This window comes from Anaerobacillus sp. 1_MG-2023 (assembly GCF_030547345.1).
Taxonomy (GTDB): domain Bacteria; phylum Bacillota; class Bacilli; order Bacillales; family Guptibacillaceae; genus Guptibacillus; species Guptibacillus hwajinpoensis_B.
Map to the genome: position 1 here is coordinate 139,641 of NZ_JAUORD010000008.1, position 22,214 is coordinate 161,854.

26 protein-coding genes are annotated in these 22,214 nt (G+C 38.4%); 14 read left to right on the forward strand and 12 right to left on the reverse strand.

The window, feature by feature from the left end:
- Positions 1 to 27 precede the first annotated feature (27 nt).
- A complete protein-coding gene (rarD, locus tag Q4550_RS14630) occupies positions 28 to 969 on the reverse strand; it encodes an EamA family transporter RarD (RefSeq protein WP_303533862.1) in 942 nt (313 codons plus the stop codon).
- 123 nt (positions 970 to 1,092) lie between these two features.
- Between rarD and Q4550_RS14635 the strand changes: the two genes are divergently transcribed.
- Entirely contained in the window at positions 1,093 to 1,791 is a 699-nt protein-coding gene (locus Q4550_RS14635) for a VCBS repeat-containing protein (RefSeq protein WP_303533864.1), read from the forward strand.
- 48 nt (positions 1,792 to 1,839) lie between these two features.
- Here Q4550_RS14635 and Q4550_RS14640 read toward each other — a convergent pair whose 3' ends face one another.
- Positions 1,840 to 1,965, reverse strand: coding sequence for a DUF2639 domain-containing protein (locus Q4550_RS14640; protein ID WP_194220132.1), 126 nt, complete (start codon positions 1,963 to 1,965; stop codon positions 1,840 to 1,842).
- A 184-nt stretch (positions 1,966 to 2,149) separates the two neighbouring features.
- Here Q4550_RS14640 and Q4550_RS14645 point away from each other — a divergent pair, with 184 nt between their 5' ends.
- The 3 genes from Q4550_RS14645 to Q4550_RS14655 all read left to right on the forward strand — a co-directional run bounded on the left by Q4550_RS14645 (position 2,150) and on the right by Q4550_RS14655 (position 4,410).
- Positions 2,150 to 2,518, forward strand: a complete 369-nt coding sequence (locus Q4550_RS14645; protein WP_303533867.1) for a DnaJ family domain-containing protein — start codon at positions 2,150 to 2,152, stop codon at positions 2,516 to 2,518.
- 151 nt (positions 2,519 to 2,669) lie between these two features.
- Positions 2,670 to 3,614: an ATP-binding cassette domain-containing protein gene (locus Q4550_RS14650; protein WP_303533870.1), complete on the forward strand. Its 945-nt coding sequence runs from the start codon at positions 2,670 to 2,672 to the stop codon at positions 3,612 to 3,614.
- Between the two features lie 4 nt (positions 3,615 to 3,618).
- The gene (locus tag Q4550_RS14655) at positions 3,619 to 4,410 is read left to right on the forward strand and encodes an ABC transporter permease (protein WP_303533873.1); all 792 of its coding nucleotides are present in this window, start codon (positions 3,619 to 3,621) and stop codon (positions 4,408 to 4,410) included.
- A gap of 45 nt (positions 4,411 to 4,455) precedes the next feature.
- Here Q4550_RS14655 and Q4550_RS14660 read toward each other — a convergent pair whose 3' ends face one another.
- On the reverse strand, positions 4,456 to 5,217 hold the full coding sequence (locus Q4550_RS14660) for a methyltransferase domain-containing protein (protein ID WP_303533876.1): 762 nt from the start codon (positions 5,215 to 5,217) through the stop codon (positions 4,456 to 4,458).
- Positions 5,218 to 5,394: 177 nt separating this feature from the next.
- On the opposite strand from Q4550_RS14660, the gene Q4550_RS14665 reads away from it, so the two are divergent.
- Positions 5,395 to 6,705, forward strand: a complete 1,311-nt coding sequence (locus tag Q4550_RS14665) for a lysine N(6)-hydroxylase/L-ornithine N(5)-oxygenase family protein (RefSeq protein WP_303533878.1) — start codon at positions 5,395 to 5,397, stop codon at positions 6,703 to 6,705.
- 141 nt (positions 6,706 to 6,846) lie between these two features.
- Here the strand turns inward: Q4550_RS14665 and Q4550_RS14670 are convergent, their stop codons facing one another.
- From Q4550_RS14670 to ytvA, 4 genes are all read right to left on the reverse strand, one after another.
- Positions 6,847 to 7,638, reverse strand: a complete 792-nt coding sequence (locus Q4550_RS14670) for an STAS domain-containing protein (protein WP_303533880.1) — start codon at positions 7,636 to 7,638, stop codon at positions 6,847 to 6,849.
- A 67-nt stretch (positions 7,639 to 7,705) separates the two neighbouring features.
- Positions 7,706 to 7,978 (reverse strand): acylphosphatase, encoded by a 273-nt coding sequence (locus Q4550_RS14675; RefSeq protein ID WP_303533881.1) that lies wholly within the window; start codon positions 7,976 to 7,978, stop codon positions 7,706 to 7,708.
- 25 nt (positions 7,979 to 8,003) lie between these two features.
- Positions 8,004 to 8,753 (reverse strand): YwaF family protein, encoded by a 750-nt coding sequence (locus Q4550_RS14680; RefSeq protein WP_303533882.1) that lies wholly within the window; start codon positions 8,751 to 8,753, stop codon positions 8,004 to 8,006.
- Between the two features lie 158 nt (positions 8,754 to 8,911).
- The gene (gene ytvA / locus Q4550_RS14685; RefSeq protein ID WP_303533883.1) at positions 8,912 to 9,700 is read right to left on the reverse strand and encodes a YtvA family blue-light photoreceptor; all 789 of its coding nucleotides are present in this window, start codon (positions 9,698 to 9,700) and stop codon (positions 8,912 to 8,914) included.
- Positions 9,701 to 9,941: 241 nt separating this feature from the next.
- Here ytvA and Q4550_RS14690 point away from each other — a divergent pair, with 241 nt between their 5' ends.
- From Q4550_RS14690 to Q4550_RS14715, 6 genes are all read left to right on the forward strand, one after another.
- Positions 9,942 to 11,156 carry an EAL domain-containing protein gene (locus tag Q4550_RS14690; RefSeq protein ID WP_303533885.1) on the forward strand — a complete coding sequence of 405 codons (1,215 nt, stop codon included), beginning with the start codon at positions 9,942 to 9,944 and terminating at the stop codon, positions 11,154 to 11,156.
- Positions 11,157 to 11,290: 134 nt separating this feature from the next.
- Positions 11,291 to 11,692, forward strand: coding sequence for a secondary thiamine-phosphate synthase enzyme YjbQ (locus Q4550_RS14695; RefSeq protein ID WP_194220122.1), 402 nt, complete (start codon positions 11,291 to 11,293; stop codon positions 11,690 to 11,692).
- A gap of 2 nt (positions 11,693 to 11,694) precedes the next feature.
- Entirely contained in the window at positions 11,695 to 12,165 is a 471-nt protein-coding gene (locus tag Q4550_RS14700; protein ID WP_303533889.1) for a low molecular weight protein-tyrosine-phosphatase, read from the forward strand.
- Entirely contained in the window at positions 12,162 to 13,028 is an 867-nt protein-coding gene (locus Q4550_RS14705) for a fructosamine kinase family protein (RefSeq protein WP_303533892.1), read from the forward strand. The genes Q4550_RS14700 and Q4550_RS14705 overlap by 4 nt, the downstream gene beginning before the upstream one ends.
- A gap of 74 nt (positions 13,029 to 13,102) precedes the next feature.
- A complete protein-coding gene (locus tag Q4550_RS14710; protein WP_303533894.1) occupies positions 13,103 to 13,504 on the forward strand; it encodes a YtxH domain-containing protein in 402 nt (133 codons plus the stop codon).
- Positions 13,505 to 13,526: 22 nt separating this feature from the next.
- On the forward strand, positions 13,527 to 14,351 hold the full coding sequence (locus Q4550_RS14715) for a YihY/virulence factor BrkB family protein (RefSeq protein WP_483298563.1): 825 nt from the start codon (positions 13,527 to 13,529) through the stop codon (positions 14,349 to 14,351).
- 39 nt (positions 14,352 to 14,390) lie between these two features.
- Here Q4550_RS14715 and Q4550_RS14720 read toward each other — a convergent pair whose 3' ends face one another.
- On the reverse strand, positions 14,391 to 16,304 hold the full coding sequence (locus Q4550_RS14720; protein ID WP_371018523.1) for a heavy metal translocating P-type ATPase: 1,914 nt from the start codon (positions 16,302 to 16,304) through the stop codon (positions 14,391 to 14,393).
- Between the two features lie 300 nt (positions 16,305 to 16,604).
- Here Q4550_RS14720 and Q4550_RS14725 point away from each other — a divergent pair, with 300 nt between their 5' ends.
- Positions 16,605 to 17,402 carry a VLRF1 family aeRF1-type release factor gene (locus tag Q4550_RS14725; protein WP_303533899.1) on the forward strand — a complete coding sequence of 266 codons (798 nt, stop codon included), beginning with the start codon at positions 16,605 to 16,607 and terminating at the stop codon, positions 17,400 to 17,402.
- 148 nt (positions 17,403 to 17,550) lie between these two features.
- On the opposite strand, the gene Q4550_RS14730 is transcribed toward Q4550_RS14725, so the two are convergent.
- Positions 17,551 to 18,717, reverse strand: coding sequence for a class I SAM-dependent methyltransferase (locus Q4550_RS14730; RefSeq protein WP_303533900.1), 1,167 nt, complete (start codon positions 18,715 to 18,717; stop codon positions 17,551 to 17,553).
- A gap of 100 nt (positions 18,718 to 18,817) precedes the next feature.
- Here Q4550_RS14730 and Q4550_RS14735 point away from each other — a divergent pair, with 100 nt between their 5' ends.
- Positions 18,818 to 19,279, forward strand: a complete 462-nt coding sequence (locus tag Q4550_RS14735; protein ID WP_303533902.1) for a VanZ family protein — start codon at positions 18,818 to 18,820, stop codon at positions 19,277 to 19,279.
- A 37-nt stretch (positions 19,280 to 19,316) separates the two neighbouring features.
- On the opposite strand, the gene Q4550_RS14740 is transcribed toward Q4550_RS14735, so the two are convergent.
- Together Q4550_RS14740 and Q4550_RS14745 are read right to left on the reverse strand one after the other, a co-directional pair.
- Complete coding sequence (locus Q4550_RS14740; RefSeq protein WP_194220113.1) at positions 19,317 to 19,775, reverse strand: TlpA disulfide reductase family protein; 459 nt, start codon at positions 19,773 to 19,775, stop codon at positions 19,317 to 19,319.
- A gap of 142 nt (positions 19,776 to 19,917) precedes the next feature.
- Positions 19,918 to 21,087, reverse strand: a complete 1,170-nt coding sequence (locus Q4550_RS14745) for an MFS transporter (RefSeq protein WP_303533903.1) — start codon at positions 21,085 to 21,087, stop codon at positions 19,918 to 19,920.
- Between the two features lie 141 nt (positions 21,088 to 21,228).
- On the opposite strand from Q4550_RS14745, the gene Q4550_RS14750 reads away from it, so the two are divergent.
- Positions 21,229 to 21,618: an OsmC family protein gene (locus Q4550_RS14750; protein ID WP_371018520.1), complete on the forward strand. Its 390-nt coding sequence runs from the start codon at positions 21,229 to 21,231 to the stop codon at positions 21,616 to 21,618.
- A gap of 95 nt (positions 21,619 to 21,713) precedes the next feature.
- Here Q4550_RS14750 and Q4550_RS14755 read toward each other — a convergent pair whose 3' ends face one another.
- A complete protein-coding gene (locus Q4550_RS14755) occupies positions 21,714 to 22,136 on the reverse strand; it encodes a pyridoxamine 5'-phosphate oxidase family protein (RefSeq protein WP_303534016.1) in 423 nt (140 codons plus the stop codon).
- Positions 22,137 to 22,214: the final 78 nt, after the last annotated feature.

The following is a 22,214-nucleotide window of genomic DNA, read 5'->3' on the forward strand; positions in this document are numbered from 1 at the left end:
TCACATTAAGTAAAGGGGTTTTTAATATTACGATTCTAGTGAATGCTTCCTTTGAAACGAGTGGGGTTCTATGCGACGGAATAATTTGGTGCGAGCAAGGGTGAAAATGATCAGTGCTGCCCAAATTAAAGCAAAACTGACTAAGTGCACAGTCGTAAACGACTCTCCATAGAGGAAGACACCTTGTATGAGCATTAAAGTAGGTGCGATGTATTGAAGAAAACCAATCATCGAAAGCGAAATACGGTTTGCCCCGCTTGCAAAAAGCAAAAGTGGTACAGCAGTGACAATTCCAGCGCCCAGTAACAATCCGAAAAGAGAGGCGTCTTCTAAATACATGGCATCGGCCACGCTTGTGCGAACGGTCATTAAATAAATTAGCGCAAACGGCGTAATGAATAGCGTCTCAATTGTTAGTCCTGTTAAAGCACCAAGCCTTGCTTTTTTCTTCAATAAACCATACATTCCGAAGCTCATGGCTAGGATGAGAGAGACCCATGGTATTTCTCCAAATCGAAAGACGAGATTTAATACGCCAATTGTAGCAAGTGCAAATGAAATGAGTTGCCAGAAGGAAAGCTTTTCTTTTAAGAATAGAATACCTAGAAGAACGCTAATTAATGGGTTGATATAGTAACCAAGGCTGGTTTGAATGACGTGATCATGATTGACAGCCCATATGAATGCATACCAATTTATAGTGATAAATACGGATGCAAAAGCGATCGCTGCTAGCTTCTTCGGACGACGGAAAATACCGAGAAGCTCTATTTTAAATGAAGTTAATTTCCTCAGCACGATTAATATGATAATCATAAAAGCAAAGGACCAGATGATCCTATGAGCTAACACTTCTTCAGATGGTACTTGCCCGACGAGCTTCCAATATAGCGGTAGAATGCCCCATAAGAAATAGGCGCCGGCACCCGAAAGTATCCCAATCATTTGTTCATTATCTGAAAATTTCATCGTTTTTCCTCGTTTCCATAAGATCACTTCACACTAGTTTAGCTTCCTTTCCAAATCATTACAACGAAAAAGCGTTCGTCTATGAACATAGACTGTTACATAAAGCGAAAGGGGCTGGAAGCAATGAGAGCAGCGCGCATTTTATTAGATCAGAAGGTGGGAGACGTAACAGGGAACGGCATTCCTGATCTTGTGACCCTTACTGGTAATAAACCATTTGGGGACGATTCACCGTTAGTCGATAGCGTTGTTCTAACGATCAAAAACGATACCACAGCGGTCGATGTCTCTTTTGCTCTTCCGGGTAGTAGTGGCTATAACCCGACCCTTTATTTGGGTGATTTTACCGGGAACAAAGTGAAGGAAATATTAGTGCGTTCTGATTCTGGAGGGAGTGGAGGGCTTACGTATGACTTTTTGTATTCCTATCTAAATCAAACCCTGAGGTTGCTTTTTGATCAACAGAGTTTCTATGAAGCTTTTACTTATGATGTATACTACCTTGATTATTATCAAGCGAAGGTTGATAATAAAACGTTAAATCAGAACTATATTGTGAGTCTTCTTTATAAAGGAGAAGAGTATCTTTCGGAAATTTATAAGGAGAATGGGCAATTAAAAGCCCCGATAAAGGGAAGTGTCTTGCCTCCTAGTGGCGTATATCCCATTGATTTGCAGCGTGACGGAGTTAATGAATTGTTGGTTTATCAGAGAGTAATCGGAAGGTATAACGCGGATGGGCTAGGTTTTCTTTCTACACCACTTCAGTGGAAAGAAAACCAGTTCGTTCCTATGTATCAATCCTTATGTTTATTTGGATAGTGAGTATGTAAGAAAAGGGGGGTGTAATCCCCCTTTGGAATTTCGTTTTTATTGCTTTTCAAGAAGAGATGCAAGTACGTGTTTCTTGAATTTCTCTGTCTTGCGTCCTTCAATGTAACGTACATCATGTTTTTTAAGCTGTTCAACGTACCAGCCTTTGCTTGCGTAATGCATCGAACCATCCTTTCTCTAATGAAAATTCTATAAGGAGTATTCTATAAACCTTAACCGTCAACCATGTTATCATCCATTGTTCTTTATGAAAAGAGGAAAAGTCTATTTTTTTGAAGGAATTTTGTTACAGGGTTCATGACAATTCATTAACAGAAAAGGATAATGAAAGTAAGGAGGGATGTGCATGGATTTTGCATGGTTTGTGGCAGAGGATAAGATTAAAACAGCATTAAAACATGGTGATTTTGACGATCTCCCTGGTAAAGGAAAACGACAGAATCTTGAGGATTTATCGATGATTCCAGAAGATCTTAGAATAGCCTACAAAGTTCTAAAGAATAGTGGCTATCTCCCTGAAGAAATGGATTTAAAAAATGAGTTACTGTCTCTAGAGAAACTTCTTGAGTATTGTGAGGATGATAGGGAGAAAGAGCGGCTAAAGCAGCGAATTTCAGAAAAGCAGCTTCGCTACAATAAGCTTTATATGGAAAGACGCTCCCGTTTAACCAAAGAATATCAGCATAAAGTGCAGAAGAAACTAACCGAATGGTAAACGCCCCCTTTAAATTCAATTTAAGGGGGGTTCTTTTTTTGAACGAACACACTCTATTAAAGGAGAAATTTAAACTAAGGCGAATGTAAGTATAACAGCACGGGCGTGTTTTCTTGCAGAAAAGCCTTCCAACAATAGAGGGGGTTAGAGAATGGATGGGTCTATATCAGTACATGAGCTAGTTAAAACGTATAAAGGTGATGTGAAAGCTGTTCAGGGCGTAAGTTTTGAAGTAGCTGAAGGCGAATTTTTTGCCTTTCTCGGCCCTAATGGTGCAGGTAAATCTACGACTGTTCAGATTCTTACAACGCTTGTGAAACCAACGACAGGAAGCATCCACATTGGTGGTGTTGATGTTGGGGAAGAACCCGAACGGGTACGATGGAATATTGGTGTGGCGCTCCAAGAAACGGGTATCGATCCAGTGTTAACGGGGAGAGAGTTAATTGAAATGCAGGCAAGACTATTTGGGTTTAGTAAGAAAGAAGCCAAAACAAGAGGTGTAGAGTTACTTACCCTGGTTGACTTAAATGATGCAGCTGATCGTCCATGTGGAAAGTATTCTGGGGGAATGAGACGGAGGTTGGATCTTGCGCTCACCTTAGTTCATAAGCCAAAAATTCTTTTTCTTGATGAACCAACAACTGGACTTGATCCATCGAATCGAAAAGCTATTTGGAAAGAAATTAAGCGGTTGAATAAAGAAGAAGGAACGACGATATTCCTTACAACTCAATATCTTGAAGAAGCTGATCAACTTGCTGATCGAATCAGTATCATCAATCAAGGAAAAATTGTCGCATCTGGAAGTGCCGAAGAGTTAAAAAGGACGCTCGGATTTGATGCGATTCAACTTATGTTCGAAGAGGTTGAAGAAGCGGAGCGAGCAAGTAAAACGCTAGCCGATCTTGCAGAGAATATTGAGCGATCAAAAGAAGAGGTTACACTGTACACTAAGAATGGAACTCAACTTCTATCAGAACTTGTTCGTAAGCTTGATGAACACAACCTTTCACCAAAAACATTGAATGTAAAGCCACCATCTTTAGACGATGTATTTATTAATGTGACGAACGAGCAAAAGGAAAGGGCGTAAAGCTATGGCTGAGCAAAAGAAAGGCTCTTTTCTTGTAGATACACTGGTTTTTACAAAAAGGAGTATCATAACAATCATTCGGAATCCATTGATTTTCATTCCTAACTTAATCATTAGTCTTTTCTTTTTGTTTGTTTATGAAGGAGGATTAAGCGGGATTTCACAGCTTCCTGCATTTGAAGGAGCAAACTACCTTGCCTTTATTTTACCTGTCTCTATCGTTTCAGCTGCGATCGGGGGAGCTGGTGGAGCGGGGCAAGCGCTGGTTAAGGATTTAGAAAATGGATACTTTTCACGTCTTCTTCTTACCCCTTCCTCAAGACTTGCTATCGTACTTGGTCCGATTATTGCGGGAATGTTGCAGCTGCTTATTCAAACGGTGTTAATTCTAGTAGTTGCTTATTTTCTTGGTCTAGAAGTTGCAGCAGGATTTGGTGGAGTAATCGTCATTCTTTTATTAACGCTTGGGTGGGGGCTTGCTTTTGCAGGGTATTCAGTTGGTGTAGCGTTACGAACAAAGAATGCTCAATCTGCACAAGCAGGGACTTTTGTATTCTTTCCACTTATTTTTCTTAGCACAACTTTTGTTCCCTATGAATTGATTGAAGCAGGTTGGTTAAAAGTTGCGGCAACGATTAATCCGACTACATACTTATTTGAGGCGATGCGCTCCGTGTTTATTGATGGTTGGGAAGCTTGGCCGCTTATTAGAGGATTTTTGGTCATTGGTTTGTTATGTGCTATTACGATTAGTTTCTCAGCGGTAAGTGCCTCCAAAGCTGTAAGTGCTGATTAAGAGAAAAAAGCTCGCATTTTATTGCGGGCTTTTTTAAAATATAGGCTATTTTTTAGCTGCATGTAGAATAAAGCGGTGTGAAGGTATATCAATAAATCCGTTATTTTCTATATTTTTATGTAAACGATAAAGTGCGTTTCGATAGCTTTCGATTGAGAAGTTAGGAATCTGCCATGGAATCGCTTTTAAATAATAAATGACTGCACCAATGTCATAAAAACGTGTAGAAGGAAAAGATTCTTTAGCATCTACAATGGAAAATCCGTAAGATTCCAGCTCTTGAACGGCGTAATTCAAGTTCCAATGATCGTATTCAGACTTCATTGGAGCATCCAACACTCGATTTAGTTCTTTCATATCTTCCCCGCCAACCTGCTGAGTAATAAAAGCTCCATTAGCAGATAGTATACGATGGACTTCTTTTGGAGAGTAGGAATCATGCTTGTTCATCACGAATTGAAATTCAGCATCTAAAAAAGGAAGAGTATCGTCATCCTCGAATCCTTTTACAATGACACCTTGGGGCTCAAGTCTTGATTTGGCAATTGGAAGGTTAGGGGGATAGCCTTCTGTTGCTGCTAACTTATTTGGAAATGGCTTTAATGCTTCAAGAAATTCTCCGCCGCCAGTTCCCATATCAAGTACACTGTAGCTAGAGCGGAAATGGTGTAGAACATAAGAAGTGTACGACCAGGGAAGCGGTTCGCCGTTCATTCTTTCTGTATTTGTAATATAAGAAAAATCCCAACCTGAGAACGGTGTTTCGATGTCTTTAATGTGAAATTCAAATGCTTGATCTGTTATCACGTATAACCCCTCCTGTTATTAATTACCATTATAGCAGTGAAGATGTAGAGAGTGAGAAAAAGTTATTATAATCAATTAGGATTTAAAACTACAGAGATTAGGGTAAACCAAGGTATGCGAACATTCGATTGAATCGATACTGCAAACCTAGTGAATCTGGAATGGAGATTAAAGGACGTGAAGACATTGAATACAGCTAAGTTATATGATCTTATAGGAATTGGGATTGGGCCGTTTAATTTAGGGATGGCTGCACTTGCAGATGAGACAGAGGTAGAAGCGATTTATTTTGATCAGAAAGAAGAATACAATTGGCATCCAGGGATGTTGATTGATGGAGCAGATCTTCAGGTTCCATTTCTTGCAGATTTGGTTACCATTGCAAATCCAAAAAGCCCTTATACTTTTATTAATTACTTACATGAGCATGATCGACTTTATCAGTTTTATTTTTTTAATAAATTCGATATACCGAGAAAAGAATACAACGCTTATACTAAATGGGTTGCGTCACAATTAAATAATTGTTTCTTTGGTCAAAAAGTAATTGATGTTCTTTATGATAAAGAAAAAGCATGTTATAACGTTACGATTGAAGAGGTAAAGACGGGTCGAACAGAGACCTTACAAGCAAAGCATGTCGTCCTAGGAACAGGGAGTGTGCCAAATATACCTGATGGCTTCGACTCATATCCACCTGAAGATGTTCTTCATACAAATCATTATCTTTATCACGAGAAAGAGTTGAAAAAATCACGTTCAGTAACAGTGATCGGGTCAGGGCAAAGTGCTGCAGAAGTGTTTTATGATTTGCTTCATGACCAGGAGAAGTACGGCTATCATTTGAACTGGTTGACTCGCTCAGCAGGTTTTTTTCAATTAGAATCAGCTAAGCTAGGGCAGGAAGTATTCTCACCTGATTATGTTAGCTATTTTCACGGCCTTTCGTTTGACGACCGGAAAGATGCTCTTTCAACACTTGGAACTTTAAGAAAAGGCATAGATCCATCTACATTAAAGAATATTTATCACCTTCTTTATCATCGATCCTCAGAGGATTCGCTAGATGTGATGATTCAACCTTTAACAGAGGTAAATGGTATCGAAAAGATAGATGATCGCTATGAACTTGCCTGTAGACAGTGGCAAGAAAATCATGAATTCCAAGCGAATACGGATAAAGTTGTGCTTGCGACTGGATATAAACCTCACTTCCCTGAATGGTTTAAACGGATAGAAGACGAAATCGAATGGGAAGATGAGAACCTATTTAAAGTAGAAATGGATCAGCAACTGGTTTTTAAAGATGGAAGGAAGAACCACATTTTTACGTTAACGAATCTTGATCATTCTCACGGAACTGGCGCAACAAACCTTGCCCTTTCTGTTGAGCGAAACAAGCGCGTGTTGAACTTCGTAGCAGGAAAATCGTTATTCAAAGTTAATACAAATACCGTTTTCCAACAGTTTTCTAGTAAAGGAATATAGAATTTGGAGTGAATAACGAAAAAATCTTTATCTTTTACTAAAAATGAAAGCTATACGGAAGCACAAAAGAAAAAGGACTCCCCAACGTATCATGTTTGGGAAGTCCTTTTTCTTTCACTAGAATAAGTGATGTTAGTGTTTCTAGTCACGTTCTTTTAACATGAGTGAATATCCTTCAAGATTAACAACATGGTTAATACCCTGGCGAAACGTTGAAAATGTAGGAATCTTCGGATCAAGATCAAGATTCATTAACCATTGCACAACCCGCTTCGTGATTCCCACATAAACGACAAGGATACCCATTAAAGAGAGTGACTTTGTCATCGTCTCACATAAGGCTTGGGCTGAGCTCGCATTCAATTCAGATAGCCCTGAGAAGTCCAGTAGAACATAATCCGTATTGTTAACTGCACAATAATTTAATGTGTTGTTAATAAGCTTTTCTGATCTTTCTTCATTCATGGTGCCGATAAGAGGGATAAGAATTGCATTATCAATAATGGTTGGAATAATTGCTGAAGATAGTTCACTAACAAGTTTTTTGTTTTCCTGAAGCTCCTTTTGCTTTTCTGTTACATCGCGCCAGACAAGTAGATAACCAGTTTTTTCACCTGACTCGTTAAGGTATTCAGAAATAACGATACTAGCAGCAAATCGGTCAAATAAGGTAATGGTACTTTCATATGGCAACTGATAGAGCAAAATGTTTCTTTGGTGTGAAGGATTTTGATGGAATTCATCAATGCTTTTCCCGATTAGTTCTATAGGGTGCTTAATAGGTAAATAAGGTATAAGTGACTTAAGTAGCATTTCTGCACGTTGGTTAAACCACACAATACTTAAATCTAAATCGCATACAAATATATTATCGCCTAAACTATTAAGCGCTCTTGTTGTCTCACTATGTGAAAAAAAAGTCGTTTCTGCCAACTCATTACCTCCGCAAATTTAACTAACATATTAATCATATTATAATTCAAAGCATACCAATTGCCTATTAATAACGAATAGTAAAAGACCGTTCATTCTCATTTACATCTTTTTCTTCCATAATCACGTTATCAACGACGGAATAGGGGCTCCCTGATTCTAGTGCAGATTGAAAATGTCTCATAGCGGCTTCTTCTCCTTGTGCTTCCACTTCGACCGAGCTATCCATTCGATTCATGACATAGCCAGTAAGGCCATATTGGGCTGCTTTTTGCTGTGTATATGCTCGGAACCCTACACCCTGAACTCTTCCTTTAACAATATAATGATACCGTTTCATCTCGCTTCATCCTTTCAAAGTAGTCCTATATAGTACTTTTCCTATTTGTTGTTCTATTAAACGAGTAGCTCTTCAGTATATAGAATGGAAGATAAAGAAGATGGAAGGCGATAATGGTAATGCCTTCGAGTGAAAGTAAGTAGAATGGCCATGGTCCTAAGTAGTCCAAAATGGTATGACTATGTGGCTTATTTATTAAGAACATGTAGTTTGAACCGATGCTAAGATTGATTGCAAATAACACAGCTACATATAAGTTCAGAGTAGTAAAGGCCGTCCAAATTGAGCGATAGGAAGGGATATATTTATTAACGGCAATAAATAACCATGATGTTAGAACGATCCCGCCGTGAGCTACAAAAAAATGAAAAAATCGAAAGTGTGGATAAGAATAGAAGCCAAGATCAGGCGTGATCATTGCGAGGAGAGCGCTAGACGTACCTACGAAATAAGTTATTTCAAACAATCGCCTCTGTTTAGTTATTAGCAGAGCAACAGATAACAGAAGTGAAATGCTACTTAATTGAAGAGGTAAGGTCGTAGTAATGCTCCATTCGCTATAGTAAATAAACCAGAGATGAAAACTACCCTCTGACAGTAATAAAGCAGTGGCAATCATTAGTCGCATCGCAAGATTTGCACGCTTTTCTTTTAAGTCTGATCTGAAGCAAAAAATAAGCAACATCATTACCCCTAAAGTAAACAACGCTGATAGGTGAGGAAACGAAAAAAGAGCAAAGCGGTTGTCTGTCGACCAGGAGAAAAAAGTTTCCATTCCTAAAAAAACCTCTATTCTAATCAAGTTAGCTATTATAAAAAAGCCAAAAGCGTTTATTCGAAAGCTTTTGGCTTCATTTATTGAGATTGTTAAAGAATCTGTTCATAGTATTTTGATCAAGAAAAACCACTAAATGGCTAGCTCAGTTCAATCCTTTAATTGATTGTAATGAGAGCGTGCTGAACAGAAGGAAAGCTTTTGATGGAAGACAGGGAGAAGTCAGCTTGTACACCTTCTAAGACAAAGTCAGGTCTAGCTCCGGTTAGCATTAGTTCAGCTCCCATGAGTTTAATGAGCTGATGGAGTTGATAGACTCCTTTGTGAAGTTCAGAGGTGAAATGGCTGACACCAGAAAGGTCGATAATCAAGTATTCATCTCCGCTCTTCTGAATATGGGCACTTACGTTCTTTAGAATGAGATCGATTCGTTCGTCATCAATGTGCCCAACTATTGGAACGATCGAGACTTTACGGTCAATTGGAACGATTGGAGTGGATAAACGTTTCACCTGTTCGAAATAATGTTCAGATCGTTCTTCAGCCATTTTACGTTTAGTAACATCCTGCTGTACCCCTACAAAAAATGTTTGATGTTCACTTTCGAAGTAGACTGGGTAGATTTGGAGTTCATTCCAGAAGAACTCTCCATTTTTTTTGTAATTTTTGATTTCAACTTTGATTTTCTCTTCATTTTGAATAGCGGAACGTAATTGAGCAACCGTTTCTTTATCGCTATCCGCTCCTTGTAAAAAACGACAATTATTCCCGATAATTTCATCGGTTGAATATCCGCTTAATTTCTCGAAACCTTCATTTGTATAAACAATTGGATTGTCGGGAAGCTCAGGATCTGTAATGACGACTCCTGTATCTACATATTCTATTGCTGTTCTAACGAATTCATTTCTTTTCATACGCTTAAGCTGTTCTTTGTTTACTTTCATAGCTTACAGCTCCATGACGTCATATTTCTCATTTGATCATCACCTTTTACATTGAATGGTACTACTAGTATAAATCGCTATCGTAGAAAAACCAATGAAAACCCATTTTTTCGACTAGCTTATAAAAATGTTCAGATAATAAACTGGAGAAATCAGACAAATAAGATAGAGATATAAAGCATGTTTAGTATTCATGATATAATAAAATTATTTATTTTGAATGAACGGGAGGGGTTATGTAATGGATGCACTTGATGTTATGGGAAAAAAAGAAGAGATCTTCCCATACTTCCAGCCTATTGTTAGTGCTGATAAGCAGCAAATTATCGGTTATGAAGTTCTCGGAAGAATTCGAACAGAAGAAGGAATAGAAAGTCTTGGATTCTTTTTTCAAGATCAGTCTATACCTGAAGAGTACATATTAGAAATTGATTCACATATTCGAAGTCAAGCGATTGATATTCTTTTAGAGCGCGGAAACGGTCAGAGCCTATTTTTTAATTCGAGTGCCAGGCACCTTCTTTATGACCATGGTGAAACCTTCACAAACGATCTTGAAGAGTATGCGAATAAGGGGATCACTTATGAACAAATTGTTATAGAGGTTTCTGATTATGATATTGAAGATGAAGCGTTACAGACTCTTCAGCATATCCTTACGTATTATAAGAGTCTTGGTGTACAAGTAGCTGTTAGCCATGCAGGTAATACGATGAGTAATATTGAAAAAATCGCTATTCTTAATCCTAATATTATTAAGGTTGGTTTATTGAATTTGAAAGATAAGGGTATGCCTCCAGAATATCGAGAAGTTTTGTATGCCTTATCTATGTTAGGAAGAAAAATTGGTTCAACTCTACTATTTGAAGGAATTGAAGGAGTAGGTCAGCTAAAATATGCATGGGAGAACGGCGGGCGATATTATCAGGGGTACTATCTTGGTAAGCCGAGAGCAGATTATTTGGATGTTAACCAATATAAATCTTTGCTAACAAATGAATTTCAACATTTTATCATGCATGAGAGAAAGCGTCTTCTCTCGCTTTATGAGCTGTCTCAGGACTTTAATCGTCATTTGCAGCAGCACATAAAAAGGAGCAAGCAAAATGATTGGAATACAATGGTAGCTGAAGCTGCCCATTCTCTTGGTGAAGCTTGTTTTAGAGGCTACATTTGTGATGAAGACGGTCACCAAGTTTCGTCTAACTATTATAGAAATGGAGAAGGAGGGTGGGAGTTTCAGCCTGAATATGAAGGCGATAATTGGAGCTGGCGTCCATATTTTCTTGAAAATATCGTGAGGATGAAGCATGAAAAGGTTGGGATATTGTCTGACCTATATAGTGATATTGAAACAAATGAGCTCATCCGGACTTACTCTTATCCTATAAATGAATCTTATTACTTGTTTCTAGATATACCATACCTCTATCTTTATGAACGAGATGACTACTAGAGAGTGGTAAACATAAGCTCCGTAGAAAGTCATTGTTCCACGTGGTTTGCGTCATATAGAAAGTTTGTGGCAAGACTAGAGTGAAAAGAGGCTTTTAAGGGTAGTAGTAAGATAGTAGCTATAGGAGGGATCAGATGCTTAAAAAAATATCTGTTAAAACAAATCGTCGAGATGAAATGATTGATATTACCTCAGAGGTTAAAAAGGTTATCCGTGATGAGAATCTTAAACAGGGAACTGTTCTCGTCTATTCGGCTCATACAACGGCTGGTATTACGATTAATGAGAATGCTGATCCAGATGTAAAGCACGATATGCTTATGCGATTAGATGAAGTGTATCCATGGGAGCACGAAAAATACCAACATGCTGAGGGAAACTCTGCTTCTCATCTTAAAACAAGTACAGTAGGTGCATCGCAAACGATCATTGTAGAAGAGGGTAGTCTTATTCTTGGCACGTGGCAAGGCATTTATTTCTGTGAGTTCGATGGCCCACGTAACCGTACCGTTTATATCAAAACAATGGAGGGATAACGATGATCCGAGTCTTATTCGTTTGTCTAGGAAACATCTGTCGTTCACCAATGGCGGAAGCAGTCCTAAGGTCGAAAGTAGCTCAAGCTGGATTATCGGATCAGATTGAAATTGATTCAGCTGGTATAGGTGATTGGCATGTAGGAGAACCTCCTCATGAGGGAACTCGGGAAATTCTTTTAAAGCAACAAATTTCAGTGGATGGAATGAAAGCAAGACAAGTGAAGGAAGCCGATCTTTCTCAATTTCACTATGTGATTGCAATGGACGCAAGTAATCTTGGAGAACTTCATGAAATGGCGGGAATGAACTCCTCGAGCTCAATTTCACGATTGATGGACTACGTAAGCGAAAGTGAGATTGAAGATGTGCCGGATCCTTATTTTGAAGGGAATTTTGAAGAAGTTTACCAAATGGTTGAAGAGGGCTGTTCAAAATTACTTGAACATATTAGAGATGAAGAGGGCATATGAAGCTTGATATAAAAAAAGCGATTGTAGAAACAGGTGATCGAACTTCAATTGTCGATATGCAGCCTGTTTTAGGAGGCTCGATAAATCAGGCATTTTACGTTCGAACGAAAGAGCGGGAATACTTTGCGAAAATAAATAAAACAGCTTCTGAACAATTTTTTCTAGCTGAAAAAAAAGGCCTTGAACGATTACGGAATAATGGATTGATGGTACCAAATCCCCTTCTACTTAAGGCGCGTGATGAAACAGAAATGGTTTTTCTGATGGAATGGATTCGTTCCAAACCATCTGATGAAACAGGCGATCGGAGACTAGGTAGTCTTGTTGCAAAAATGCATCAACAGCATTCCAATCAGGTTGGTCTGAATGAGCCCAATTTTATAGGAGAGCTAACTCAATTAAACAGCGCTTCTTCCAATTGGGTTACGTTCTACAGAGATTTGCGTCTTGGGGTCATGCAGGAGCTAGCAATTGAAAAGGGGAGAATCTCAAGGGAGCGTGACCGCCGCTTAACCCAACTCCGCCAGAGGCTTGATTCAATCATAGGGCATAAACCATCTTTTTCACTTTTACATGGTGATCTTTGGGGTGGTAATTGGTTGTATGGTGAGAATGGGCAACCTTATTTAATTGATCCTGCTGTTTATTTTGGTGACCGAGAAGTAGATATCGCATTTACATATTTATTTGGTGGTTATTCAAAAGCGTTCTACGAGCAATATGGAGCTGATTATCCGTTAGAGAAAGAATTTGAGGATCGAATTCCGATCTATCAGTTATATTATCTTCTTGTTCATTTGATCTTATTTGGGGAAAGCTATGGAAGTGCGGTAGATCGAATACTGCAAAAGTACACACTCTGAATGTTATGAAGGCGTTTCATAAGCGTAAATAAAGGGAATTAAATCGCATCTTTATATAACAAGGAGGAAATCAAATGAGTCAGACATATTCAGGCGGTAGTCAAAATAAACTGTTTAAGGCAGTCCTTATTGGTGGATTAGCAGGCGCACTTATTTCACTGTTCGATCGAGGAACGAGAGAATCCATTCAAAACGGATCAAAAAAAGCAGGCACTATTTTGCGTGATATTAAGAATAATCCATCATACTATACGGATAAATGGAAGCAAACCGTAGATGATGCAAGCGGGCTAATGAAGGAAGTACAAGATGACATTTCAACCCTGTCTCAGAAATTCAATGGATTGAAAGAAAGTTCGGTTGAAGCGTTTAATCTTGTCAAAGAAACACAGGACGATCTTAAAGAAATAGGCTCGAGAGTTGTGGAAGCTGGTGAAGAATTAACTGGCAACACTAACGATAAATTGACACATTAATTGAGCAGCAGGAGGGTATATGGTGGATGCATCATTAGGGCAATTTTCGAAACAGCTATTTTCAAGAATAAAAGAACACCAAGTAACCGACTTATCAGCACAGCTTGCTTACTATTTTTTATTATCGCTGTTTCCGTTTCTGATCTTTGCGATTACCCTCCTCACTCATTTTGATTTCTCTCAGGATCAAATTCTTGATTTAATTGCGCAATACGCACCTTCTGAATCATTTGTGACCATTCAAGAAAATCTTATTCTCGAAGATGGAGCACGCAAAGGTCTTTTATCATTTGGGATTATCGCAACCATTTGGTCAGCATCTAATGCCATCAATGCGATCATTAAGTCACTTAACCGAGCATATAACGTTCAGGAAAGTCGACATTTTTTATTAGCGAGAGGATTATCGATTCTATTGTCGTTAGCGATGATCTTTGTAATCGTTGTGGCACTCGTTTTACCCGTATTTGGAGAAACACTATGGCGTTTTTTTGTATCGTTCTTTGAATTACCTGAATCATTAAGTTTTATGTTTGCGATCATCCGGTGGACTTTAAGCCTATCCATTATGATTGTGGTTTTTATGTTTATCTACTACTATGCTCCAAATAAACGGCTGAATTATAAAGATGTGTTGCTAGGGTCTGTATTTGCTTCGGTATTTTGGCAGCTCTTATCATTAGCCTTTTCCTACTACATCAACAACTTTAGCAACTATTCTGCTACATACGGCAGTCTTGGAGGGGTTATTGCCCTTATGCTCTGGTTCTATCTCACTGGCCTTGTGATTATCATAGGGGGCGAAGTGAACGCGACTTCAAATTATTTCAGGAAAAAAGCCCAATAGAGCTAGCGGCGATATGCTGCTATAACTATTGGGCTTTTGTTATTTTAGTAGGCGTAATCCGTTTAATATAACAAGAATGGTACTGCCTTCATGACCGAGAACTCCCAATGGAAGGGTGAGGAATTGAAAGAAATTAGATGCAATAAGGATGAAGATGACAGCAATGGAAAAGATCACGTTTTGTTTAACAATTTGATTTAATCGGTTAGAAAGATTTACGGCTCGAGTAAGTTTTCCAAGATCATTTTTCATTAGAACAACGTCTGCCGTTTCGAGCGCTACATCTGTTCCCTGACCCATAGCAATTCCAACATCAGAAACCGCTAGAGCCGGTGCATCATTAATGCCGTCTCCAATCATGCCAACCGTTGCATATTTTTTCTTTAATTCTTTCATGTGGGTTACTTTATCTTCTGGAAGACAATTGGCGAAATAGGTTTCTATGCCAACTTCTTCTGCTATCGCTTTTGCTGTTTGTTCACTGTCACCTGTGAGCATAATAGGCTCAATCCCACGTTTTTTCAACGCTTTAACCATTGTTGCGGATTCACTTCGTACTTTATCTTTTAAAGCTATCATACCAGCAAAACCATGTTGATCCGCAGCAAATACAATGGTGTTCCCACTTGATTGCAACTGGGCGTACTTTTCTTGAAAAGAATCAAATCCATCCTTATCACTAAAGAAATCTAACTTCCCTACCTTCCAGCTGATTCCGTTAATTTTCGCTTCAACACCCCATCCAGAATGATCCATCATTTCCTCAGGTTCTAGCCAGTTATGTGATTTTGAATGATTAACAATGGCTTTAGCAAGTGGATGTGTCGACTGCCGTTCGATAGAGGCTACGATGTTCATGAATGTATTCTCATCAATATCTGAACGAGTGAAAACATCTGTAACTACTGGAGAACCTTCCGTTAATGTTCCCGTTTTATCAAGTGCAACAGCTTTCATGGAGGCGAGTTGTTCGAGATGAACCCCTCCTTTAAATAGAATGCCATTTCGTGCACCTGCTGATATAGCTGATAGTGTAGCTGGCATAATGGAAGCAACTAGGGCGCATGGGGAAGCAACAACAAGAAAAACCATAGCACGATAGATCGTTTCATCCCACGTCCATCCAAAAAGAAAGTGAGGGAGGATCATAAGTAAAGAGCCCATTAGTAATACGATTTTGACATACCAGCCTTCAAGTTTTTCGATAAACAGCTGTGAGGGTGCTTTTTGATCTTGGGCTTCTTGAACAAGAGCAATGATTTTTTGGAAGACGGTGTCCTTACTACTTTTAGTCATTTTTATGGTTAAATGTCCTGATATATTTAATGTTCCAGCAAATACTTCCTCATCGATTCGTTTAATGACTGGAATAGACTCGCCGGTAATTGCAGATTGATCCAGAGAAGTTTGCCCTTTCATAATTAATCCGTCTGCAGGGACTCTCTCTCCTGGTTTAATAAGAATAACGTCATCTACAGATAGTGAACTAGCAGGTACAACCATTTCAGAACCGTTTGAAATAACGGTTGCGGTTTCTGGTTGAATTTCCATCAGAGATTGAAGCTCTCGTTCACTCTTGTTCAATGTATAAGTTTCAAGGGCACCACTTAATGCAAAAATAAATATAAGTATGGCTCCCTCAGTCCAGTACCCAATACTACCAGCACCGATCGCTGCGATGATCATAAGAAGCTCAACATTCACGTCTTTCTCAGCAAACGAGTCTTCTATTCCTTCTTTTGCTTTAGCGAAACCGCCAATTACAAATGCCGTGATATAGAGACTGGCTTCAACGGAAGGTGAAAATGCACCCTCCATGATCCAAGCAAAGGCAATGATTAATCCACTTATTAGGGCAGCAGTAAGCTCCCCGTGACGTTTTAAAGTATTCCACCAGAAAGAAGTATGTGAGGTGTAAGTACTTGATTGAATATTTGCCTGTTCCATTATCATTCCTCCTTTTTCTAATTGAGAATAATAGTCATCTTCATTCCCTTGCTAAACGTGCAATGCTGTGACCACTTAAAGTAGTCACAGCATTAGAAAGCTGATAAAACGGAGTTATCTAAATCGCATTGAGAATGTTTTTCATGTAGATTAGAATGATTATCATGTTTTAATAATTTTATTCTATCACATGCTTCTCATCTTGACTATAAGAAAAAGAACAATTGGATGGAATGATTTTATGTTTAAAAATGGGAATGAACAGGGAATTGAATTTGTAACAAAGAAAAGATGAGGAGGAGTACAATGCTATTAAAAGAAAAGCTAGAACAACTGAAACATGCTCGTGTCCAAAAGCCTGATAAAGTGTTTACTTTGTATTTAAATACGGATCGTCGTGATGCGGACCGACAAAATGGTGAATGGAAAATTCAATTAAAAAACGGATTTCGAAATTTCGAGGAATACTTAAAGCAAAGTGGTAATAAAGAAGATCTTGAAAAATATGAAAAAGTAAAAGAGAAAATTCAAGATGAGCTTAATCGTATAGAAAATGATTTAAAACGCGGACTTATTATTATTGCTTCTTCAGATGATCAGATTTGGTTCGTAGAGCGTACGCAAGTTCCAGTCGAAACGAACCTTTATTGGGAAGAAGAACCTCAACTAGAAGTAGTAGAAGAACTTGAAAACAACTATCCCAATACTGGTATTGTGCTTGTCCATCATGATTATGTTCGGATTATTGAAACTGAACTTGGTTTTCTAACCAAAAGTGAAGAATATGCCTGGGATCCGGACGAGGATAACTGGAGAATTTACGAAGGAACAACGGGAAATGAGAATATCTCTGGAAATGGAAGTACAGCACAGCGAGAGCTATATGAAGATCGAGTAAAGGCCAATCGTGAGAGATGGTACAAATCGATGGCTGCAAAGCTTGATAAAAAAGCAAAAACTCAGCAGTGGGAAAAAATCTACGTGGCTGGTGAAAAAGAAGAAGCAAACGAATTAAATGAGTTAATGAATAAGGAAGCGACAGTAGTTGGTAAGAATTATTCTGATAAGAGAGATGATGAAGTGATCGAATCGCTAGTCTCATAATAATAAAAGCACCCTTGAGGGTGCTTTTATTATTATGAGCGACGTTAGCTTCCACTGTTGCTTCTCGATTTTTGACTCATTCAATTGGTCATTACAGGGCGAGCAAAAAATCTAGAATGTTAATAAGCATTACCTTATTTTATTAGGGCTATTTGACAGCTTTAACAGTGAAAATTTTCGGAATGCCTCTGTCGTGGAGCTTAATATTAGGTTCCTCTGTTACCTGTTTAATAATAAGGTTCTCATCAGCAATGCTTGTAAGAATTTCACCAAGTGTCCATTTACGCTGAAGCACCAGGCTTTCTGCTGTTTCGTTCGTTAAATGCTTCTCAAAAGCAACTTTAGTTCTGTAAATTGTCGGATCGAAATAGTTACCATCAACTTTATGCTTCTTTCCTTTAGACGAAATAAGCTTTGTTGATATAGGATGGAAATCTTGGATAACAAAGGTGCCTTCTGGTTTCAAGAGACGTGAAACAACCTTGAAGAGAGGGTGCAGATCAAGGAAGTAATGTAAAATCCCCAGTTCCATAACAATAATATCAAAACTTCCATCGAGGTCATGGTTCATTTTTAAAATGTCAGTGACATAATAGGAGAGGTCCACGTTACACTCTTCTGCAATTTCTTTGGCGAATCGCTCGTTTTCATAGGAAAAATCGATGACTGTTGCATTTGCACCAAGTAAACTCATTGCAGTCGCTTTCATACCATGTGATCCCATTAAGTTGGCTACTTTCTTTCCTTGTAATGAAGGAAGATACGGTAGAAGTGATTTAAGACGTGATTTTGGATTTTCTTTTAATTTTGTTGCGGCTTCCTCAGGTTTTCCAAATCGATTAAGCAACGCTTCGTAAGTTTGTTGATTCCAAGATTTTTCATTCTGGGCTGTCACATTCTCTTGTATTTTTTTTAGGTGAGCATCAATTATATTCCGCCATTCCGGAAGCTTTTGATAGTAATAGAGTGAAAGGCATTGGACCGATTGTTCTCCTAGTGAGACTTCAATGAGATAAGGGTTCGTGCGGATAACGGTGTTGTATGTGCACTCAATACGTACCGGACACTCATCGATCACATAAAGAGCGTAAGAAGTTTCAGAAGTGTATTCTGGTTTTGCTACTCCATATTTAAGATTGAAATCACCTACGACGGACTCAAAAGCATCCCATTGAATCGAAACGGCTATAGAATGAGGGGCATCGACTGCTCCTTGAAGCCAAAGAGCTGTTTCATTTATAAAGAAAAAAGGAATGTTATAGTTGTTTAGGTTTGAAGAAAGGTTCTTTAAGACATTTTCTTGGAGTTCTGGCATTTTTCCACCTCAATTTTGTTACATGAATATATTTTGTATAGAATACTATAGCATATAGACAGCCCATAAGGCATCTGAAGAATAGGGAGAGACATAGGATATGCAGACTCAGAATGAAGGTATGTCAACACAGAAATGGGTGAAGAGGGGTGGATCCTTCGCTTTAGGTATCTACTTACTTGCGCTTTTCTATGCGACATTGTTTATTTATAATTATTATCCATATGGTAAATCAGTTAACCTTGTCTTGTTCGATAGTATAAAGTTAATGTGGGAAAGCGGAAGCTACTGGCTCATCTTAAAAAATATTATTGGAAATATTATGTTGTTTATGCCGCTAGGATTTTTAATACCGCTAGTTTATAAAAAAGGAAAGTCTGTGCTTATTATTGGTCTGATCGGTTTTTCAACGAGTACTGTTATTGAATTATTGCAGTACTTTGTCGCTCACCGTATATTTGATATTGATGATATTCTCTTAAATGCTCTTGGAGCTATCGTGGGCTACGGTGCCTATCGCATAGTGCTTTCATTATATAGGAAAATGAAAAAGAAAAAATAAAGAGGCAGCTTGCGCTGCCTCTTTATCATTTCGTTATTTAGTCTTCTTTTTTCGCTTTATCAAGAAGTTTAGTAATACGTTTTGTAAGCATTTTACGACCTTCTCCGCCTGCTTGGAAATGACGAAGTTTACCTTCTGAATCAAACACGTAATAGGCAGGTACATATTGGTTTTCGAATGCGTCTGTCAATTTGTGATCACTATCAACGAAGATTGGTTGGCTAATATCGTGTTGATCAGCTACTTGTTTAATTTCTTCAAGGTCAAGGTCTTTTTCAGAGCGTGGCATATGAACAGCAATAACATTCATATCTTCGCTATACTCATCACGGAATTCGTTAACCATTGGCATAGCTTCTTTACATAGACCACAGCTAATGGACCAGAAGTGAATAAGAGTAAGTGGTTTATTACCTACGAGGTCACTCTTCTTAACTTCTCCGTTAAACCATTCTTTAGCGCCTTCTAGTTCAGGCATTTCTTCGCGTAGTTTCATTCTGTATCGACTCCTTTGTTCGGAATTAATTATAATCATTATCAGATAATCACAATTCTTATTATAGTACATATAAATCATAAGTCAATGAAAAGGATTCATGTATTATATTATTAAGATGGCTATAAAAAGGTTTCTTTACTCACGATGTAGAATACTGAGCATGTGGTTCGGGTTTCTTATGAACGGACGTTGCTGTAAATAAGAAGAGTAGCATCCCGCTAATCGCATAGAAAATGCTTCCTTCTGTAAACCAATCAATGAAAACTCCACCAAGATAGGGTCCGAGTATACTACCAATGCCAAAAAATATGCCAGCTAGAATGTTCCCGGTTGGGAGAAGACTATTTGGTAGCAGATCGGCCAAGTAGGTAATACTTAGTGAAAATAAAGATCCAACCATCATGCCTGCAAGGAAAAATAAGATAAAAAGTATTGGTACTGATGTGGTGAAGATCGCACACGAAAAACTAACCCAGCCAATAAAAATACTAACGAGCAAGATATTTTTTCGACCAAATTTATCACTGATAACGCCAAGAGGCATTTGAAACACAAGACTTCCGATTACAAAGGCTGGAAGTAGTATCGAAACCGATTTAATATCAATTCCGTTCCGAAGTGCATACACAGGGAAATTACCGTGAAGAGATGCTTCAAGAAATCCGTATCCGAAAGAAGGTAAGAGGGCTACCCAGCCAACTTTCAGGACGCGCGCATATTTAGATAGAACTCGTTCAGAACCTTGCGTCAATGGATCAGGGAAATCATTTTTGATTTTTGTCAGCATCAACCATGTCACCATAGCAATGCCTGATGCCAGTAAAAATGGGAGGTACATAGAATACTCAACTAGAATAGTCGAGAGGGGACCGGCAGCGAAACCGAGTCCGAATGCAGATCCATAAATGGCGATGTTTCTCCCCCTTTTTTCTTTTGGGGTCGTTGTTGTAATCCAAAGTTGTGTTGCGAAATGAAGAAGGTTATCTCCTATTCCGACAATGATTCTTAAAATGAACCAAAACCAAAAAGCCTGCCATATAGGTATTAGCGTAATTGAAACAATAACAAGCAGAAGTCCAACGGCTATAGCTGGTTTATAACCATATTTTCGAACGGGTTTCTCAATAAAGGGTGAGGCAAAAAGGATCCCTATGTAAAGAGCCGAAGCATTAAGGCCATTCATGCTAGACGATACGCCTGCCTCCTCTAGAAGAATAGATAATAAAGGAAGCAGCATCCCTTGAGAATACCCGGAAATAAAAACGATTGAAATAAGAATCAGAAATCGGTAACGGTTTGATTCAAACAATTTGTTCACACTCCAATTAGCCAAAAAAGGAAATTCTTATCAGTGCTTATTATAATGGAATGGGGTGAAAAGAGCCACCGTTCGCATTTTTTTAAAAGCTGATCTAAAATAAGGACAACGTCTAGTAAAGGAGTGGTCATGTTGGAATTTAACATGAAGAAAGAAGAAACTGGTTTTACAGCTGATTTTGAATATGGAACGCTTCATATTTCAGGGGACGAGCAGTTTGGTTTTCGTCCATATCAACTACTTGTTTCATCAATAGCAGTTTGTAGTGGTGGTGTGTTACGCCAAATTCTTGATAAAAAGCGAATGGACTATGAAGATATTCAAATAAAAGCGGATGTCACTCGTAATGAAAAGGAAGCAAATCGTGTTGAAGAAATTCATCTTCATTTCACACTAGTTGGAGAGCTGAACGAGCAGAAAGTAGAAAGAGCGCTTGAATTAACGAAAAAGCATTGTTCAATGGCACAGTCTGTTGTAGGGAGTATTGAATTGAAGGAAACTTTCGAGATTGTATCAAAATAAAGAAACGAAAAAAAGGGTCACCACAGTGGCCCTTTTTTTCGTTTCTTTATTTTACCTATCTATGCGTAGAAAAACTCTTCGAATGGGAGGTTATTTTATAACTCAAGTGTTTCTGGTGTGTTTTCACCCTCATTCATTAAACGAATTGTGTCCGGAGTGATTTTGAGAACGACATAGTTTGGATCTTCTGGTGAATCGAACCATCGTTTCAGCTGGTCACCCCATAGTTTTTCTTTCGTTTCTTTTGAGTCATCTATCGTGACGTGACCTTGTACTTCTACGTAACGGTCATGCCAACCTTCGCCGTCGTATCCAAGCAAAACGTGCACGTTATTATTTTGCTCGATGTCTTCTACTTTATGAGTTTCCTTACTAGTTGGAGTCATTAGTGTAAGTTCATCGTGGAAGAACGTCATAAATCTTGAATGAGGCTTATTTTCCTTCACTGTGCTAAGTGTTCCTACATAGTGAGAATCAAAAATGCTCAGTACCTTGTTTTTAATTTCTGATTGAGACATTGCCATTACAAATTCTCCTTTCGAATTTAACTCTAATCTTAATCTTCCTCTAATCTCGAATTCTAAAACGCGATAATA

Bases quoted from the DNA above. Each gene is read 5' to 3' on its own strand.
- Q4550_RS14730 (WP_303533900.1), bottom strand. From the start codon at position 18,717: ATGCCAGAACTCCAAGAAAATGTCTTAAAGAACCTTTCTTCAAACCTA.
- Q4550_RS14655 (WP_303533873.1), top strand. From the start codon at position 3,619: ATGGCTGAGCAAAAGAAAGGCTCTTTTCTTGTAGATACACTGGTTTTT.
- rarD (WP_303533862.1), bottom strand. From the start codon at position 969: ATGAAATTTTCAGATAATGAACAAATGATTGGGATACTTTCGGGTGCC.
- Q4550_RS14705 (WP_303533892.1), top strand. From the start codon at position 12,162: ATGAAGCTTGATATAAAAAAAGCGATTGTAGAAACAGGTGATCGAACT.
- Q4550_RS14680 (WP_303533882.1), bottom strand. From the start codon at position 8,753: ATGGAAACTTTTTTCTCCTGGTCGACAGACAACCGCTTTGCTCTTTTT.
- Q4550_RS14720 (WP_371018523.1), bottom strand. From the start codon at position 16,304: ATGATAATGGAACAGGCAAATATTCAATCAAGTACTTACACCTCACAT.
- Q4550_RS14635 (WP_303533864.1), top strand. From the start codon at position 1,093: ATGAGAGCAGCGCGCATTTTATTAGATCAGAAGGTGGGAGACGTAACA.
- Q4550_RS14725 (WP_303533899.1), top strand. From the start codon at position 16,605: ATGCTATTAAAAGAAAAGCTAGAACAACTGAAACATGCTCGTGTCCAA.
- Q4550_RS14735 (WP_303533902.1), top strand. From the start codon at position 18,818: ATGCAGACTCAGAATGAAGGTATGTCAACACAGAAATGGGTGAAGAGG.
- Q4550_RS14755 (WP_303534016.1), bottom strand. From the start codon at position 22,136: ATGTCTCAATCAGAAATTAAAAACAAGGTACTGAGCATTTTTGATTCT.
- Q4550_RS14675 (WP_303533881.1), bottom strand. From the start codon at position 7,978: ATGAAACGGTATCATTATATTGTTAAAGGAAGAGTTCAGGGTGTAGGG.
- Q4550_RS14640 (WP_194220132.1), bottom strand. From the start codon at position 1,965: ATGCATTACGCAAGCAAAGGCTGGTACGTTGAACAGCTTAAAAAACAT.
- Q4550_RS14700 (WP_303533889.1), top strand. From the start codon at position 11,695: ATGATCCGAGTCTTATTCGTTTGTCTAGGAAACATCTGTCGTTCACCA.
- ytvA (WP_303533883.1), bottom strand. From the start codon at position 9,700: ATGAAAGTAAACAAAGAACAGCTTAAGCGTATGAAAAGAAATGAATTC.
- Q4550_RS14740 (WP_194220113.1), bottom strand. From the start codon at position 19,775: ATGAAACTACGCGAAGAAATGCCTGAACTAGAAGGCGCTAAAGAATGG.
- Q4550_RS14650 (WP_303533870.1), top strand. From the start codon at position 2,670: ATGGATGGGTCTATATCAGTACATGAGCTAGTTAAAACGTATAAAGGT.
- Q4550_RS14710 (WP_303533894.1), top strand. From the start codon at position 13,103: ATGAGTCAGACATATTCAGGCGGTAGTCAAAATAAACTGTTTAAGGCA.
- Q4550_RS14690 (WP_303533885.1), top strand. From the start codon at position 9,942: ATGGATGCACTTGATGTTATGGGAAAAAAAGAAGAGATCTTCCCATAC.
- Q4550_RS14695 (WP_194220122.1), top strand. From the start codon at position 11,291: ATGCTTAAAAAAATATCTGTTAAAACAAATCGTCGAGATGAAATGATT.
- Q4550_RS14645 (WP_303533867.1), top strand. From the start codon at position 2,150: ATGGATTTTGCATGGTTTGTGGCAGAGGATAAGATTAAAACAGCATTA.